This is a genomic window from Sphingomonas sanguinis, from assembly GCF_001476905.1.
Taxonomy (GTDB): Bacteria; Pseudomonadota; Alphaproteobacteria; order Sphingomonadales; family Sphingomonadaceae; genus Sphingomonas; species Sphingomonas sanguinis_B.
The window spans coordinates 18,391-34,350 of record NZ_LDTE01000010.1 but is presented as its reverse complement, the minus strand read 5'-3'; the positions used below and the strand labels follow the sequence as shown (position 1 = coordinate 34,350).

At 68.2% G+C, this 15,960-nt stretch carries 13 protein-coding genes; 6 read left to right on the top strand and 7 right to left on the bottom strand.

The window, feature by feature from the left end; all coding sequences use genetic code 11:
- The first annotated feature begins 21 nt into the window (after nucleotides 1–21).
- Together SB4_RS02495 and SB4_RS02490 are read left to right on the top strand one after the other, a co-directional pair.
- On the top strand, nucleotides 22–1,932 hold the full coding sequence (locus tag SB4_RS02495) for an alpha-L-fucosidase (RefSeq protein WP_058751286.1): 1,911 nt from the start codon (nucleotides 22–24) through the stop codon (nucleotides 1,930–1,932).
- Nucleotides 1,933–2,028: 96 nt separating this feature from the next.
- Nucleotides 2,029–3,105, top strand: a complete 1,077-nt coding sequence (locus SB4_RS02490) for a patatin-like phospholipase family protein (protein ID WP_058751285.1) — start codon at nucleotides 2,029–2,031, stop codon at nucleotides 3,103–3,105.
- On the opposite strand, the gene SB4_RS02485 is transcribed toward SB4_RS02490, so the two are convergent.
- The 5 genes from SB4_RS02485 to SB4_RS02465 form a co-directional block, all read right to left on the bottom strand.
- On the bottom strand, nucleotides 3,089–5,323 hold the full coding sequence (locus tag SB4_RS02485; RefSeq protein WP_058751284.1) for a TonB-dependent receptor: 2,235 nt from the start codon (nucleotides 5,321–5,323) through the stop codon (nucleotides 3,089–3,091). The genes SB4_RS02490 and SB4_RS02485 overlap by 17 nt on opposite strands.
- A gap of 124 nt (nucleotides 5,324–5,447) precedes the next feature.
- Nucleotides 5,448–6,377, bottom strand: coding sequence for a FecR family protein (locus SB4_RS02480; protein ID WP_058751283.1), 930 nt, complete (start codon nucleotides 6,375–6,377; stop codon nucleotides 5,448–5,450).
- Nucleotides 6,374–6,925 carry an RNA polymerase sigma factor gene (locus tag SB4_RS02475; RefSeq protein ID WP_153006025.1) on the bottom strand — a complete coding sequence of 184 codons (552 nt, stop codon included), beginning with the start codon at nucleotides 6,923–6,925 and terminating at the stop codon, nucleotides 6,374–6,376. Before SB4_RS02475 ends, SB4_RS02480 begins: the two co-directional genes overlap by 4 nt.
- A 15-nt stretch (nucleotides 6,926–6,940) precedes the next feature.
- Nucleotides 6,941–7,741: a ChbG/HpnK family deacetylase gene (locus SB4_RS02470; protein WP_058751281.1), complete on the bottom strand. Its 801-nt coding sequence runs from the start codon at nucleotides 7,739–7,741 to the stop codon at nucleotides 6,941–6,943.
- Nucleotides 7,716–8,615: a glycosyltransferase family 2 protein gene (locus tag SB4_RS02465; protein ID WP_082669913.1), complete on the bottom strand. Its 900-nt coding sequence runs from the start codon at nucleotides 8,613–8,615 to the stop codon at nucleotides 7,716–7,718. Before SB4_RS02465 ends, SB4_RS02470 begins: the two co-directional genes overlap by 26 nt.
- Before the next feature lie 281 nt (nucleotides 8,616–8,896).
- Between SB4_RS02465 and SB4_RS02460 the strand changes: the two genes are divergently transcribed.
- The 3 genes from SB4_RS02460 to SB4_RS02450 all read left to right on the top strand — a co-directional run bounded on the left by SB4_RS02460 (nucleotide 8,897) and on the right by SB4_RS02450 (nucleotide 13,768).
- Nucleotides 8,897–10,339 (top strand): ArnT family glycosyltransferase, encoded by a 1,443-nt coding sequence (locus SB4_RS02460; RefSeq protein WP_058751280.1) that lies wholly within the window; start codon nucleotides 8,897–8,899, stop codon nucleotides 10,337–10,339.
- Nucleotides 10,340–10,412: 73 nt separating this feature from the next.
- The gene (yghU, locus tag SB4_RS02455) at nucleotides 10,413–11,273 is read left to right on the top strand and encodes a glutathione-dependent disulfide-bond oxidoreductase (protein WP_058751279.1); all 861 of its coding nucleotides are present in this window, start codon (nucleotides 10,413–10,415) and stop codon (nucleotides 11,271–11,273) included.
- A gap of 101 nt (nucleotides 11,274–11,374) precedes the next feature.
- The gene (locus tag SB4_RS02450; RefSeq protein WP_058751278.1) at nucleotides 11,375–13,768 is read left to right on the top strand and encodes a hypothetical protein; all 2,394 of its coding nucleotides are present in this window, start codon (nucleotides 11,375–11,377) and stop codon (nucleotides 13,766–13,768) included.
- Nucleotides 13,769–13,798: 30 nt separating this feature from the next.
- Here the strand turns inward: SB4_RS02450 and SB4_RS02445 are convergent, their stop codons facing one another.
- Nucleotides 13,799–14,272 (bottom strand): MarR family winged helix-turn-helix transcriptional regulator, encoded by a 474-nt coding sequence (locus tag SB4_RS02445; RefSeq protein ID WP_058751277.1) that lies wholly within the window; start codon nucleotides 14,270–14,272, stop codon nucleotides 13,799–13,801.
- Between the two features lie 109 nt (nucleotides 14,273–14,381).
- Here SB4_RS02445 and SB4_RS02440 point away from each other — a divergent pair, with 109 nt between their 5' ends.
- Nucleotides 14,382–14,807, top strand: a complete 426-nt coding sequence (locus SB4_RS02440; protein ID WP_058751386.1) for an organic hydroperoxide resistance protein — start codon at nucleotides 14,382–14,384, stop codon at nucleotides 14,805–14,807.
- A 68-nt stretch (nucleotides 14,808–14,875) separates the two neighbouring features.
- On the opposite strand, the gene SB4_RS02435 is transcribed toward SB4_RS02440, so the two are convergent.
- Entirely contained in the window at nucleotides 14,876–15,898 is a 1,023-nt protein-coding gene (locus SB4_RS02435) for a LacI family DNA-binding transcriptional regulator (protein ID WP_058751276.1), read from the bottom strand.
- Between the last annotated feature and the right edge of the window lie 62 nt (nucleotides 15,899–15,960).

The following is a 15,960-nucleotide window of genomic DNA, read 5'->3' as shown; positions in this document are numbered from 1 at the left end:
CCTCCCGGAGCCGAATTGAAGATGACCGATTTCTCCCGCCGCGCCGTCCTCGCCTCCGGGCTGGTCGCCTCCGCCGCGCCCGCCTTCGCGCAAAAGGGGGCGGCTGCGCCTGCTCCCTACGGCGCGGTCCCCTCGGCGCGGCAGTGGCGCTGGCATCAGCGCGAGCAGTACGCCTTCATCCACTTCGCGATGAACACCTTCACCGACAAGGAATGGGGTTATGGCGACGAAGACCCCAAGATGTTCAATCCGAGCGATTTCAGCGCGGACCAGATCGTCGGGGCGGCCAAGGCGGGGAACCTGAAGGGCATCATCCTCACCGCCAAGCATCATGACGGCTTCTGCCTCTGGCCGACCAAGCTGACCGAGCATTGCATCCGCAACTCGCCCTATAAGAACGGCCAGGGCGATATCGTCCGCGAAATGTCGGACGCCTGCAAGCGCGCCGGGCTGGCCTTCGGCATCTATCTCTCGCCCTGGGACCGCAATCGCGCCGATTATGGCCGCCCCTCCTATGTCGAATATTTCCGCAAACAGGTGGTCGAACTCTGCACCGGTTACGGCGAGCTGTTCGAATTCTGGTTCGACGGGGCCAATGGCGGCGACGGCTATTATGGCGGCGCGCGCGAGACGCGACAGATCGACGCGCCCAAATATTATAACTGGCCCTCGATCATCGCGCTGGTTCACCAGCATCAGCCCATGGCCTGCACCTTCGATCCGCTGGGCGCGGATATCCGCTGGGTCGGCAATGAGGACGGGATCGCGGGCGACCCCTGCTGGCCGACCATGCCCAACCATCCTTATGTCCAGTCGGAGGGTAATTCGGGCGTGCGCGGCGGCGCACTGTGGTGGCCTGCCGAGACCAACACCTCGATCCGGCCCGGCTGGTTCTATCATGCGGACGAGGACTCGAAAGTCCGCTCGCCGGAAAACCTGGTCGGCTATTTCGACACGTCGGTGGCGCGCGGCACCAACATGAACCTGAACCTGCCGCCCGACCGGCGCGGGCGCATTCCCGATCAGGACGTGAAGATTCTGAAGAGCTTCGGCGATGCGATCCGCGCCAGCTTCGCGACCGATTTGGCGCAGGGCGCGGTGGCCAGCGCCAGCCATGTGCGCGGCAAGGGCTATGAAGCCGCGAAGGTGCTGGACGGCCAGCGCGACACCTATTGGTCCGCGCCGGACGGCGTGACCACGCCCAGCCTGACGCTCGACCTGCCGCCGGGACGCCGTTTCGACCTGATCCGCATCCGCGAATATCTGCCGCTCGGCGTGCGCGTCACGCGCTTCGCGGTCGATGCGGAAGTGAACGGCCGGTGGCAGCAGCTGGCCGAACATGAGTGCATCAGCGCGCAGCGGATCATCCGCCTGCCCCAGCCGATCACCGCACGCCGCGTCCGCCTGCGCATCGTCGACGCGCCGGTCTGCCCCGCGATCAGCGAGGTTTCGCTGTTCCAGAGCGTCGCGCCGGTCCCCGTCCCCGCCATCGTGTCGAGCGACCCGACCGTGCTGGCGACGACCGACTGGACGATCGTTTCCGCCACCGCGCCGGGGGCCGAGAAGCTGCTCGACAATGACGCCAAGACCATCTGGGTGCAGCCCGCGCCGACGCCCGGCAAGCCTGCCAGCGTCACGGTCGATATGGGCCAGATGCGCGACGTCGCGGGCTTCAGCCTGACCCCCTCGCGCCAGGTCATGATCGACGCCGCCCCGCCGCGCGGCTACGTCGCGGAGACGAGCGTCGACGGCAAGAGCTGGACCCCGGCGGGCGCGGGTGAGTTCTCTAACATCGCCTATGCGCTCTCCACCCAGCGCCTGCCCTTCACCAGCGTCCGGCCCGTCCGCTATCTGCGGTTGACCTTTGCGGAGATGTCCAAGCCTGCGGCCAAGCTGGCCATTGCGGGGATCGGCGGCTTCACCAAGCGGTAAATCCCTCTCCCGTCGCGGCACAAAAAATCGCCGCGACGGGGGTGGCATTCGATCTTTGTGCGTTGCAACATAATGCACCGCAGAAGGAGCTATGCCATGGCCGACCGTCTCGAACCCCCGTCACCGTCCCGCCCCCGCGTCGCGCTGGCGCTGCAAGGCGGCGGCGCGCACGGGGCCTATGGCTGGGGCGTCATCGAGCGCTTGCTGGAGGAGGATATCGAGCTGGTCGGCGTCAGCGGGGCCAGCGCCGGGGCGATCAACGGTGCCGCCTTGGTCGCTGGCTATGCCGCCGAGGGGCCTGCGGGGGCCCGCGCAACGCTGGAACGGCTGTGGCGGCACGTCGCCGACGCCTCGCCGCTCGCGCCGCTGGACGTCGGATCGCTGGGGGGCCCCTTTTTCGAGCCGCTGCTCCGCCGCTCGCTGGATATCGCCAAGCTCTCCAGCCGCTATGTCGCGCCCTTCCTGCCGAACGTGCGCGACATGAGCGCGCTGCGCCAGGCGGTGGAGAGCAGCATCGACCTGGACCTGCTCGCCCGCCAGACGCAAGTGCCGCTGCACGTCTCGGCCACCCATGTCATGAGCGGCTCGGCGCGGCTGTTCACCGGTCCGGCCGTGACGCTGGACGCGCTGATGGCTTCGGCCTGCCTTCCCGAACTGTTCGCGGCGGTGGAGATCGACGGCGAGGAATATTGGGACGGCGGCTTCGCCGCCAATCCCGCGCTGGAGCCACTCTTGGCCGATGCGATCGGCGCGACCGACATGCTGATCGTCCAGCTGACGCCCTTCACCGTCGAGGATGTCGGAGGCTCGGTGGGCGAGGTGATGCGCCGGGTCAGCGACATCAGCTTCAACGCCTGCCTGCGCCGCGACCTGCGCGCCCTGTCGGAAATTCAGGATATCGCGCGCGCCGAGTCCTCGCGCGATGCGCGGATGCGGGCGATTGCGCGGGTCAATCTGCACCTGCTCTCACCGCCGCCCGAACTCGCCGGGCGGTCGGGGACCAGCAAGGTCGATACCCGTTGGTCGGTGCTTCAGGACCTGCGCGAGAAGGGCCATGCGCAGGCGGAGCATTGGCTGGCCGCGCATCGTGACATGCTAGGCCGCGCCTCTTCGTTCGCCGGACTGCCCGAGAAAGAGTGGCGCGACGGCCACGCGCTCAAAAGTCCGCGCTGAACCGCAAAGCGAAGGTTCTCGGCCGCACTGGAGTCGAGACGTTACGCCGCCCCAGCAGGAAGGGATTGCCATAGGCGAAGCGGTTGCCCCGCTCGTCGAGCAGATTGTCGAGCGTCGCCGCCAGCGTGTAGCGGCCATGCCGCGCGGTCAGCCCCAGATCGGCCAGGCCATAGCCGCCCTGCCGCACGTCGAGCATATCACCCACGCCCAGCACCGAAGGGCCGACAAAGGCCGCCTCCGCCTTCGCCGAAAGCAGCCATTGCGCGCCGATAGGAATGTCGCGCACCACGCCCAGCCGCGCCGAGACGCTGGGCGTTTCCGGCAGGCGGCGGTTGTTCGCCCGGCTGAGCGCCGCGGTCCTTCCCAGGACTTCGTTATCGGTCATGAACAGCGCACCGGTCAGGTGCCAGTTCCGCTGCGGCACCCAGTCCGCCCAGCCCTCCAACGCCGATATACGCGCATCGCCGATATTGCTGGTCACAGGCTGTCCGCCGCGATTGATCAGGTCGGCCTGGATCGCGGTCCACTTCGCGCGCGACAGGCTGAGCGAGGCCGACAGGCCCGTGTCCGTCCGGCGCAGATGGCGCAGCCCGACCTCGGTCATCTGGATCGAATCGGACTCGAAATTGGCGACCCGCCCGATGCCCGCCGCGACGGCCAGACCACCGGTGCGGAAGCCCGACTGGTAGCGACCGAAGAGCGTCCAATTGCCGCCCAGCAGCCAGGACACGCCCAGGGTCGGATCGACCCGTACGGTCGAGCGCCCCCGCACGAAGTTGCTCGAACGCGGCCGGATCGAGGGTTCGCCATCGACCCGCGCCGCCGTCACGCGTCCACCCAGCGTCAGCCAGAGCCGGTGGGTCAAGGGGTGCGTCGCCTCGGCAAAAATCGCGCCGCTGCGGGTGACGTTGGTCACGCCGATCACCGGCCGCACGCCTTGGCGGACGGTTAGCGACCGGCCCATGACCGACTGGTCCGAAACCACGTTGAGCCCGATCACCCAGGAGCCGCCGCCGGGCAGTCGCCGTGACAGGCGGCTCTCGTGCGAGAACAGAGTCTTGCGGCCATCGAGCTGATAGCTGAGCTGCGCGCCCAGGGTGCTGGCATCGAACTGCTCGAACGATGTGCCATGGACATAGCCGGTGGCGGAGACGAATTGCAGGCCACTGGCCCAGTTCTTGGACAGCAGCAGCCGCCCAAAGGCCATGTCGCTCCACGACGGCTGAGGAATCGCGGCACGGCTGGCGAGCACATCCTCGCTCATCACATATTGCGCGTCGCGCGCGACGATCGACTGGCTGCCGCCACCGACCTCGGCGCGCCAGCCGTCACCGACCTCCCAGCGCAGGGTGCCGCGCAAACCGCCGGTCAGCACCCGATTGATGTCGCGTGCATGGGTGCGGACATTGTCGATATAGCCGCCATCGACTCCGTGATAACCGACCAGCCGCACGCCCAGCGTGCCGGGCACCAGCACCTTGTTCGCCACGGCGGCCACATCGGTGCTGGGCGACCCGCCCTGGGTCAGGCCACCGCCCCATTCCAGGCGTCCACCATCGCGATCGAGCGACACCGGGTTGGAGGTCAGTCGGATGATCCCGCCGATCGCACCCGACCCGTGGAGCGCGCCCTGCGGTCCCTCGGCGATCTCGACCTCGCCGATGTCATACAGCTTCAGCCCCGGATCGGGACCGGCAAAGGCGATCTGCACATCGTCGAGATAGAGGCTGGCGGTCGACTCGGTCGCGCCGTTGAAGCTGCTGTCGGCGATGCCGCGAATGAACAGCTTGTTGCGCCCCGGCCCCAGCGCCGTCGTCTGGAGAATGGGCGTATGCGCCGCCACGTCGCTGAGGTCGACCGAGCCGCCAGGTACGGTCACACCGCGCCCGACCACCGATACGCTGCCCGGATAGCGCGCCAGTTCGGTACCCTGTTTGCTGGCGGTGACGATGATGTCCTGCGCATTGCCCGAGGGCGGCGGCGGGGCGGCCGGGCGCGGCGCGGCGCGTGATATCCTTACGGGTCGAGGCAAGGGTGTGATGCGAAAGCTCGTCGCATCGATCGCGATGGCGCGGTATCCGGTGCCGCGCAGCAACTGTGTCAAGGCGCGGGCGGGCGGTGCCGTGGTGGACAGCGCGCGGGTGCGGACCCGGCCCAGTCCGCCATCGGTCGCCACGACGGTGACCCCACCCTGCCGCGCCAGTTCGCGCAGCGCCATGTCGAGCGTGGTAGGAGCAAGGGCGATGCGGCGCGGTGATACGGCCGCCCGACCTTGGGCCAGTCCAGCGGCAGGCGCGATGAGGGAAAGGGTCAGCAGAACGGGCGCGACCCACCGGCCGCGTTCAACGATCCTCGTTCGACGCCCGCAAAATCCAGTCCCCACCGCTCTGGCGCCACCCCGCTCCGATCAGTTTCGCGAGACGCGGAACGTCCTTGTCGGCATCGCCCGTCATCCGCACGACGCCGGTGACAGGGCGATCGACCAATGGCCCCTCCACCGCGATGCGCATGCCATAGGCGGATTGCAATCGAGCGGCAATCGTCCCCACAGTCTCGCCGTCCAGATCGAGCAGCCCCTCACGCCAGCCCCCAACCATCGCCGGATCGACCGTGACGCGGTTGAGCCGATGACCGCCTTCGTCCAGCCGAATGCCCTGCCCGGCGGTCAGCGCGATGCGCTCGCCCAGCGGCGCCAGCGACACGGCCCCCTCGGCGACCGACACGTCCAGCCGATCCCCCTGTCGCCGGACGTCGAACACGGTGCCCATGTCGCGGATGGCGACATCGCCCGCCTGCAGCTCGAACGGCGCAGACGGATCGTGGCGAACACGGAACAGCGCCTGCCCCTGCTCCAACGTCGCGCTCCGCGTGTCATGGCTGTCGTAACGCAGGCGCGAACCACCCGACAATTCGATCCGGGTGCCGTCGTTCAGCGCGATCTGTCGTGTCTCGCCCGGCCGGGTCTGTTCGATGCGAATGTCGGCCCGCGAGCGCAACGCGACCGGCCCGGCGACCAGCGCGACCGCCGCCGCGACGCCGCCCATCAGCCACCAGCGCCCCCAGCCCGCATTGTCATTCGCGGCCACGGGTTCGGGCACGACATCGGCCATGTGTTCCGGTGGGGTCAGCTGCGCATCGGCCATGGCGACCGCATCATAGGCGCGCGCATGGGCCGGGCTGTCCTCCAGCCACGTCGCAAAGGCATCCCATTCGGCCGCGCTCATGTCGCGTTGCCGGATGTGCCAATCGATCGCCTGTTCCTCCAGCGTCACGCGCCTTCGCTCCCTTCATCGTCATGACGACGCCGACACAGCCGATCCGCACCCCCGGCTTCACGATTTTCCTGCAAAAATTGATAGGCGCGGCGCAGCAGCTTCTCGACCGCGCTCACCGTGATCCCCATCCGCTCGGCGATGACGCGTTGCGGCTGCTCCTCGAAGCGGAACAGGGTGAAGGCCTCGCGCATCCGGTCGGGCATCTCGGCGATCAGCCGGTGCGCGCGGGCCAGTTCGCTGCGGCCCAGCGCCACGCGTTCGGGATCGGCATATTCGCCCGATTGCGGCTGCACCTCTTCCCAGGCCCCGTCGCGCGCGCCTCGCCTAGCGGCGGCGATACGGCGATCGGTCGCCAAATTGGTCGCCATGCGACAGAGAAAGGGAATGGGCTGATCAATCTGGCTCGCGTCCAGATCGCCCACGCGCAACCACAGGTCCTGCAGCGCATCCTCGGCATCCTCGACCGAGCCGAGCCGGGCGGCCAGCAGGCGACGCAGCAACGGCCGCGCCTCCATGAACCGGCCCTCCAGACCCCCGCTACCCAATCACTCGCCCTCGCGTCAGGCGGCGAAGGCCAGCCCCTTTTGCGCCGCCATGTCAGACACCGAAACCGCGCGCAAGACATCCGCCTCGTCCCGCCGCGCCGCCGCGATCGCATCGCCCGCACGCCCCCCCGCTCCCGGATGGCACATCACCAGATGAAAGGGCCCGGCCCTGTCGAAGAAACGCGGTAGAGCTTCAGAAAAGCGGCCGTCAAAGCCGTAATGCCCGGCAAAACCCTGGTTGCAGCGCAGCCCCACCGCCTCCGCCGCGCGGGTCAGACCGCGCGAATGATAAGCGCTGCCGATCGCCTTGCCGCGCCACGGTCGGCCCAGCAACGCGCTCACCCGATCCTCGCAGGTGCGCAGCCACGCCCCCGGTGCACGGCGGCGGGTGATCTCCAGCACGATGGGGCGGATACCGGGCAGCGCATGGGAATGCTGATGCCCGTCGACGAACGCGGGCGGGCGGCCCATCGCATCCTCGAACCGCTCGAACTGCGCCTCCACCTCGCGCCGGATCTCGCCCGCGTCGAGCTGCCCGCGCGCCGCCATGCGGGTCAGCGGGTCGATGCCGGGCATCACGCCATCTTGCGTAAAGCCGTTGGGATGGATCGGCGCTTCCTCGGTCAGCGTCAGATGCAGGCCGATCTGCGCCGTATCGGGCATGTCGCGCAGCATCGCACTGTCGTCCTTCCAGTTCGGACGAAGGGTCATGCAGCTTGTCGCGTTCAGTTTTCCCGAGCGGAGCAGCTCGGCGATGACCAGACTGTCTTCGGTGGAAAAGGCGAAATCGTCAGCGCAGAGAATAAGCTGGTTCACCCACGACTCCCGCCAGATGCTGATAGGCCGTCTCGCGCATCCGCTCGGTCGTCAGACGCCGGGCCTTCAGCCGCCGCGCCAGAAAATCGTAGAAGAACCAATCCCCCGCGAACGGCGCCGCCACGCTGTAGACCAGCCGCTCGGTCAGCGTCCAGCGGATCGACTCGCGGTCGCGCTCGCGGTCCGAGGGCACGCACCAGAAACCGTCGGCATAGGTCATGCGGCCATGGCGCATCACGCGGTGGATGACCTCATGATCCTCCAGCACATAGTTCCAGTGACGCGGGTCGAAGCCGCCCGCCGCCTTCAGCGCCTCGGTCCGAAACGCCTGGCCCGCGCCGCCCGCATGGCACTGGCGCGGCAGGAACCGCGCAGCCAGACGGATGGCGGCGGACTCGCGGCGACGTTGATCCTCGCCGTCCCCCGGCGCGATGAAATAAGCCCCCGCCACGACGCAGCCGGGCTTTTCCAGCAGCGCTTGCGCCTGCGCCAGATACTCGTCCGGATAATAGGTGTCGGCGTCGCAGGTCGCGACGAAGCGGGTGTGGACGTGATCGAGCCCCAGCCGCAGCGCGTTGATCTTACCCGGCAATCCCTGATGCAGCAGGATATGGTCGAGGCCCAGCCGCTCGCAGGCCTCGGTCGCGACGCGCACGCTGGCGTCCAGCGAGCCATTGTCGACCAGCACCAGCCGGAACCGCACCGTCTGTGCCGCCAGCCCCGCCAGCGTCGCGGCCAGATGCGTTTCTTCGTTGAAGAAGGGCACTATCACGGTCCAGCACGGCGCGACATAGGCGCTCGCCGGATCGGTCTTCCCCGCCTCGGCACAGGCTTTGGCATTGCGCCAGGCCGCACCTTCCGCATCGAGCAGCATTACCGTTCCCCGCCCACTGGACTCTCCACAACCCCCGTTGCCGAACCCCCCGGAATGGCGGTGCCAAATCGCCCGATCCCGGAGGTTCCATGGCTAGGACGCCGCCGCCCGCACCCAACCGGACATCACGGTAAAAATTTTTTAACGAGCCATGGAACCGTGCCGATTTCCTTTGCGGAGGGGGATCGGTCGATGGCACGGGGGCGCGCGTGACGGACATGACACCCGCCCGCCCTGCCTCGCCGTTTCGCCGATGGTCATGGCCGATCCCGGACCGGCCGATGGCCGTTGCCCTGATGCTGCTCGCCTTTACGGTGCTGACCCGGATGCGCGACTTCGGCAATCCGGTCGCGCATGTCGACGAGCAATATTATCTGCTGGTCGGCGACCGCCTGCTGCACGGCGCGCGCCTCTATATCGACTTATGGGATCGCAAGCCGCCCGGGCTGTTCCTGCTGTTCGCCGGGTTTCGCCTGCTGCCGGGTGACGACTTCCTCGCCTATCAGCTGGTCGGCACCGCCTGCACCGCCGCCACAGCCTGGCTGATCTGGTTCGCCGCGCGGCGCATGGCGCTCGTCCCGCCCGCCGGACTGGCGGCGGGCGTGGCCTATATCCTCTGGCTGCCGCTGCTCAGCGGGGGGAGCGGCCAGTCGCCGGTCTTCTATAATCTGGCGATGATGGCCGCCGCCGTCCTGACGCTGGAGCTGCCCCGCTGGACCGAGCGGCGCGCGGTGGGGCCGATCATCCTCAGCGGCACGGTGGCATGCCTGCTGGCGGGCATCGCGATCCAGATCAAATATACCCCGCTGGTCGAGGGCGCGTTCTTCGGCCTGGCGCATCTCTGGTATCTCTGGCGCGCGCGGGCACGGGTCGGCGCGATCCTGCTGGCGGCGCTCGCTTGGATGGCGATGGGCCTACTGCCGACGTTGCTCGTCATCGGCTATTTCTGGATGAGCGCACCGGCGGCCTTCGATGCCTTCTGGTTCGCCAATTTTACCTCGATCACGCTGCGGCGCGGTTATCCGGCGGCCAAAATCATCGGGCGGCTGGCCGGGATCGGCGGGCAGTTGCTACCGCTGATCGCCTGCGCGGTCTTCGCCTGGGCCAAGGGGCCGAAGCGCGAGGGCCTGACCCTAACCCGCATCTGGCTGGCCTTCGCGCTGGTCGCCTTTGCCATGATCGGGGCCTTTTTCGACCATTACGCTTTGCCGCTGGTCGCCCCACTGGCGCTCGCCGCCGCGCCCGCCTTTGCGATGCGCCGCCGGGCGGTGGTCGCGGTCTTCGTAATCGGTGCGGGACTATTCGTCTTTCACGCGGCGACCAACGACCCGAGCGAGGGCGACGGTATCCGCCGCATGGCGCGGGTGATGGCGGCGGTCGACGGGCGCGAATGCCCGTACGTCTTTGCGGGCGATTCCAGCCTCTATCACCTGTCGGGCGGGTGCGTGCCGACCCCTTACGCCTTTCCCTCCTCGCTCGCCTATGAGGCCGAGCGTGGGGCGATCGGCGTCGACGAGGCGGCCGAGGTCGCCCGCATCCTGGCCCGCCGTCCGCCCGCCATCGTCACGCTGGACGATCCCTTCTCGCCCTGGAACGAGGCCACGCAAGGCCAGATGCGTCGCGCACTGGCCAGCGACTATCGCTTGGTCCTGTCGGTCCCGCGCGAGGGGCGGCATGAGTTGCTCTATGTCCGGCGCGATCTGGCCGTTCCGCCTGTGAAATAAAAGCACGGTCGCGGTTGTTTTAGCATCCCCTGCGCCCCATCTGCGCCGCCGAACCGTGATGGAGCGACAAGCCATGAGTGACGACGCCTATACTCCCCCCGCCATCTGGACCTGGGACAAGGACAATGGCGGCCAGTTCGCCTCCATCAACCGGCCGATCGCCGGGCCGACCCATGACAAGGACCTGCCGGTCGGCCAGCATCCGTTCCAGCTCTATTCGATGGGCACGCCCAATGGCGTGAAGGTCACCATCCTGCTCGAAGAGCTGCTGGCGGCAGGACACAAGGACGCCGAATATGATGCCTGGCTGATCCGCATTGCGGACGGCGATCAGTTCGGCAGCGGCTTCGTCGCGGTCAATCCCAACTCCAAGATCCCGGCGCTGGTCGACCACCGGGGCAGCGAGCCGCTCGCCATCTTCGAGTCCGGTGCGATCATGACCCATCTGGCCGAGAGCTTCGGCGCATTCCTGCCGACCGAGCCCGCCGCCCGCGCGCGCGTGATGTCGTGGCTGTTCTGGCAGATGGGCAGCGCGCCCTTCCTGGGCGGCGGCTTCGGCCATTTCTACAATTATGCGCCGGTGAAGATCGAATACGCCATCAACCGCTATGCCATGGAGGCCAAGCGCCAACTGGACGTGCTCGATCGCCAGCTGGCCCAGAATGCCTATGTTGCGGGCGAGGAATACAGCATCGCCGACATGGCGATCTGGCCCTGGTATGGGCAGCTGGTGCTGGGCCGCCTCTATAATGCCGCCGAGTTCCTGCAGGTGCAGGACTACACCCACGTCCTGCGCTGGGCGCGCGAGCTGGACGAGCGTCCGGCGGTGAAGCGTGGACGGATGGTCAACCGGACCTTCGGCGATCCTGCCGAGCAGCTGCCCGAGCGGCACGACGCCAGCGACTTCGCGCTGCGTACGGCCGACAAGCTCTGATCCATCGATCCTCCCCGAGCCGGGGAGGATTTGATGACGCCCCGATGTCATCTACCGCGAGAGGGTTGATCCCCGCCGCGGTATGGGCCTTAGTCGCCGCCATGCTCCCCCGCTTCCTCCTGTCCCGCCCGGTCATGGCGCTCGCGCTGGCCGCCGCCACCCTGGTCGAGAGCCCGCTTTGCGCCGCCGACCCCGCCCCGTTCGACCTGCCGGGGCCTTCGCTGCGCATTGCGGTGACGCGCGGCGACCGGACACTGCCCATCGCCGAGGTTCCCAATCTCGCCACCGGCGACAAGCTGGTGATCGAGGCGGACCTGCCCAACGACCAGCGCGCCCGCTACATCCTGTTCTCGGCCTTTCTCAGCGGCGCGACCAACCCGCCGCCCAAGAACTGGGTGCAGTCGGCCGAGACCTGGAAGCCCAAGGACAAGGATCGTCGCCTGACCCTGACCGTGCCCAAGGGCGCGCGGCAGATGGCGCTGTTCCTGGTGCCCGAGACCGGCGGCGCGTCGGGCACCATCGTCGATGCGGTGCGCGACCGGCCCGGTGAGTTCGTCCGTGCGGTGCAGGACCTGAACCAGGCCTCGCTCGACCGCTCGCGGCTGAACGCCTTCGTCGCGGCGATCCGCGCGCAAGAGAACAGCCATCCCGAATTCCTGCGTACCCTGGCCCCGGCTCTGTCGAACAGCCTGGCGATCAAGCTGAACCCCGATTGCCTGGCGCGGGTGATCGAGCTGCAGGCGGCCTGTCTGCTCGAAAATCGCGACTCGCTGGTGCTGGCGGATATTCACAGCAGTTCGATGACCGATACGCTGGTCGGCGCACCGACCGACCTGGCGCTCCAGCTCAGCTACACGCGCGAAGCGGGGCTGGGCTATTACAGCCCCTATATCGGCGTCATCCGCGACATCGCCCGCGTATTCGGCGCCTTCGGCAATCCGCAATTCGGCTATCTGCCTACCCTCGCCACGCGCGATGGCGAAAAGCTGTCGCTGCTGCTCAACGCCGCGCCGTCCTTCGCCAAGCCCAAATCGGTGCTGGTCGCCGCCATGCCCGCGATCGACGCGCCCAGCCCGCCGCGCCTGCGCGTGACCGCCGATGCGCCGCTGTGCGGAGCCAGGCCGGGCCTGGTCCTGCCCGTCGAGGGCGCGCCGCTGATCTATTCGACCGGTTTTGCGCGCAACATGATGGTGTCGATCAAAGGCCCAGACGGCAAGACCATCGACCTGCCCGTCCGCGCGCGCGCCGATCGCGGCGGCTATGTCCTGACCGAACCACTGCCCGCGGGTGTGCTGTCGGGCAAGGTTTCGGCCAAGCTACATGGCCAATGGGGCTTCGACAGTTTCGAGGGGCCGAGCTTCACGCTGCAATTCCCCGGCGGCGGCGACTGGCGTGCGGTCGATGCGGGGCAGAGCTTGGTGGTCGGGCGCGACAACAGCGTTGCGTTGAACGGACCGGCGGCGGCCTGCGTCACCGGTGTCACGATGCGGATGGGCGGCGGCGCGCCGCAGCCTGTGCCCTTCACCCTGCGCGGTGCGGACGGCATCACGGCTACCCTGCCGCTAAAGGGTGCGCGGGCGGGCGAGATCACGCTGGAAATCCAGCAGGTCGGCGATGCCGCCCCCCGCACCACGACCCTGCGCGCCTATTCGCCCGCCAGCCGGATCGACACGGTGACGCTGGCCAAGGGCGACCGCTTCGTCACGCTGACCGGGCAGCGGCTGGACGAGATTGCCGGGGTCGAGATCGGCGATGTCCGCCTCTCCCCTGGTGACCTGACCCGAGATGGCGATACCGACCGGCTGCTTGCGACCGCCGCCGACAATCGCGTGCCTGACGGGACGAGCGCCCGGATCAGACTGACCGACGGACGCAGCCTGTCGGTGCCGATCACCGCCGCCCCGCCGCGCCCGTCCGCCACGCTGATCGCGCGCAGCCTGTCGCCCAAAAGCGGTGCGGCCGCCGTCGCGCTGGCGACACGGGACGAGACGGTGCTGCCCGACAATGCCCGTCTGACCTTCTCGGTCCGCGCGGCCGATGGCACGCGGCTGGCCCCGACCGACGCGATCGAGGTCGCGACCGCCGACGGCAGTGCCACCGTTACCCTAGAGGGCGGGCGCGATGTCCGGCTGTCGTCGCCCGAGATCGCGGTGGCGACGCTCGATCCCGCCAGGCTGGGCCCGGCGGCGGCGGGCGGGTTGCGCTACCGGATCGTGCGCGGGAGCATCAAGGGCGACTGGAGCCCGCTTGCGACGCTGGTCCGCTTGCCCCGGATCGACGGCGGCGGATGCGAGGCGGGCGGATGCTGGATCGAGGGACGCGACCTGTTCCTGATCGACCGGGTGGCCGCGACGGCCGATATGGCGGGCGCGGTCAGCGTCCCGGCAGGCTTCACCGCCGCGCGGCTGACCGTGCCCGAACCCAAGGACGGGATGCTCTATCTGGCGCTGCGCGATGCGCCGGGGGTGGTGTTCACCATGGCAGAGAAGCGCTAGGCCGTCCTCATCCCAGGCAGAAACAGCGCCTCAATCCGCCGAACCGGCGATCGTGGCGCGCCCGCCATCCTCCTCGCTCCGCTCCAGTTCGCGGCGCAGGGCGCGCATGTCCTCGCGGAAACCGATCAGCCGCTCGACGCTCATGCCCGACCGCGCCGTGATCTCCTCGCCCAGGCAGCCGCACTGGTCGCGCAGCGCCGATCCCGCCGGTGTCAGCCTGACCCGGACCTGACGCTCGTCCTGCGGATCGCGCTCGCGCGCGACCAAGCCACTGGCCTCCAGCCGCTTGACCAGTGGCGTCACCGTGCTGGACTCCAGCCCCAGACGCTGGGCGATGGCGCCGATCGTCCGGCCATCCTCCTCCCACAGCACCAGCATCGCCAGATATTGCGGATAGGTCAGGCCCAACTCGTCCAGCATGGGCTTGTAGGTGCGCTGCATCGCCATGTTCGCCGCATAGAGCGCAAAACACAGCTGTTCATCGAGCGGCCAAGGGGCCGACATCCGGTATCTCCCGTTACAGGGAAAAACATATCGCGATAAAAGAAGCGCTGGACAAGAGCCATCGGACCTCCCATAAATGTATCACGATAAACATTATCGGAGAAACGATGTGACGATCGATGTAAAATACGAAACCCAGGCGCGTGCCACCGGTGGTCGAGACGGCCATGCGCGCACGGCGGACGGGACGCTGGACGTCACCTTGTCGACCCCTAAGGAACTCGGCGGCGCAGGCGGTGACGGCACCAACCCGGAACAGCTGTTCGCGGCGGGTTACTCGGCCTGCTTCATCGGCGCGCTGAAGGTCGCGGGCCAGCAGCTGAAGGTGAAGATTCCCGATGACGTCGCCGTGTCGGCCAAGGTCGGCATCGGTCCGCGCGCGGCGGGTGGTTTCGGCATCACCACCGCCCTGACCGTCGAATTGCCGGGCATCGATCGCGCCGAGGCCGAAAAGCTGGTCGAGGCGGCGCATCAGATCTGCCCCTACTCGAACGCGACGCGCGGCAATGTGGATGTCGGCCTGACGCTGGCCTGACCTCCCTCCGTACTCCCTGAGCCTTCCCGGCGCGGTCTGATCTCCCTGAAGACCGCGCCGTTTTTGTGTCAGGCGGAGTCGCGCAGAATCAGGCCCGGCGGCATCTCCAGCCCGGGTGCGGCTCGTCCTTCGATCCGCTCGAACAGGGCGGCGACCATCGCCTTGGCCCCTGCCTCCAGATCCTGTCGGATCGTCGTCAGCCGGGGGATAGCCCGCTCGGCCAATGGCAGGTCGTCAAAGCCCGTGACCGCGACATCGCCCGGCACCGACCGACCGCTGGCGGCCAGCTCCGCCATCGTCGCCAGCGCGATCATGTCGGAGGCCGCTACGATGCCGTCGATTGCCTGCCCCTCCCCCTGCAAGCGCGCCAGATTGGCGGCGATCTGATCGGGCATCAGTTCGGGCGCGAGCGCCACGTCGAGTTGCTGCGGTGGCTTCAGCCCGGCATCGGTCATCGCGTCGCACAGCCCCGCATGGCGCTGTGCCAGTTCCAGCGTACGGATCTCACCCATGAAGGCGATGCGCCGCCGCCCGGTCGCGATCAGATGCTCGCCCGCCATGCGCCCACCTAGCCGGTTGTCGACGCCCACCGCGCAATGATGCTGGCCGGGCAACGTGCTGCCCCAAACGACCAGCGGCAAGTAGGTCTCGGCCACCGCATCGATCACCGCCAACTGGTCCGACTGACCGATCAGCAGCACGCCGTCGACCATGCCCGACCGGGTGATCCGCGACAGCCAGTCGTCGTCGTCGGGAATGATGCGCGACAGCATCACGTCATGGTCGCGCGCCGCCAGTTCGTCGGCCAGATGACCGAGCAGCGTCATGAAGAAAGGGTCGGACAGCCGCTGCCGCCGCTCATGGCCCAGCGGTATGGCGACGCCGATCACGCCGGTCCGCTGCGCGCGCAGGCGGCGGGCCATCTGGTTGATCTGGAAATTATGCTCGGCGGCCAGCGCCTCGATCCGCGCCCGCGTCTCGGCATTGACGACGCTCTTGCCCGCCAGCGCGCGGCTGACGGTGCCGGGCGACACGCCCGCCAGCCGGGCAATGTCCTTCAGGGTGCGGGCGGGTGGGGACGCATCGGTCATGGCCAGCCTCCTGAAACGAAAATGAGGCGGATGCCAAGTGGCACCCGCCCCAAGGGGAGTGG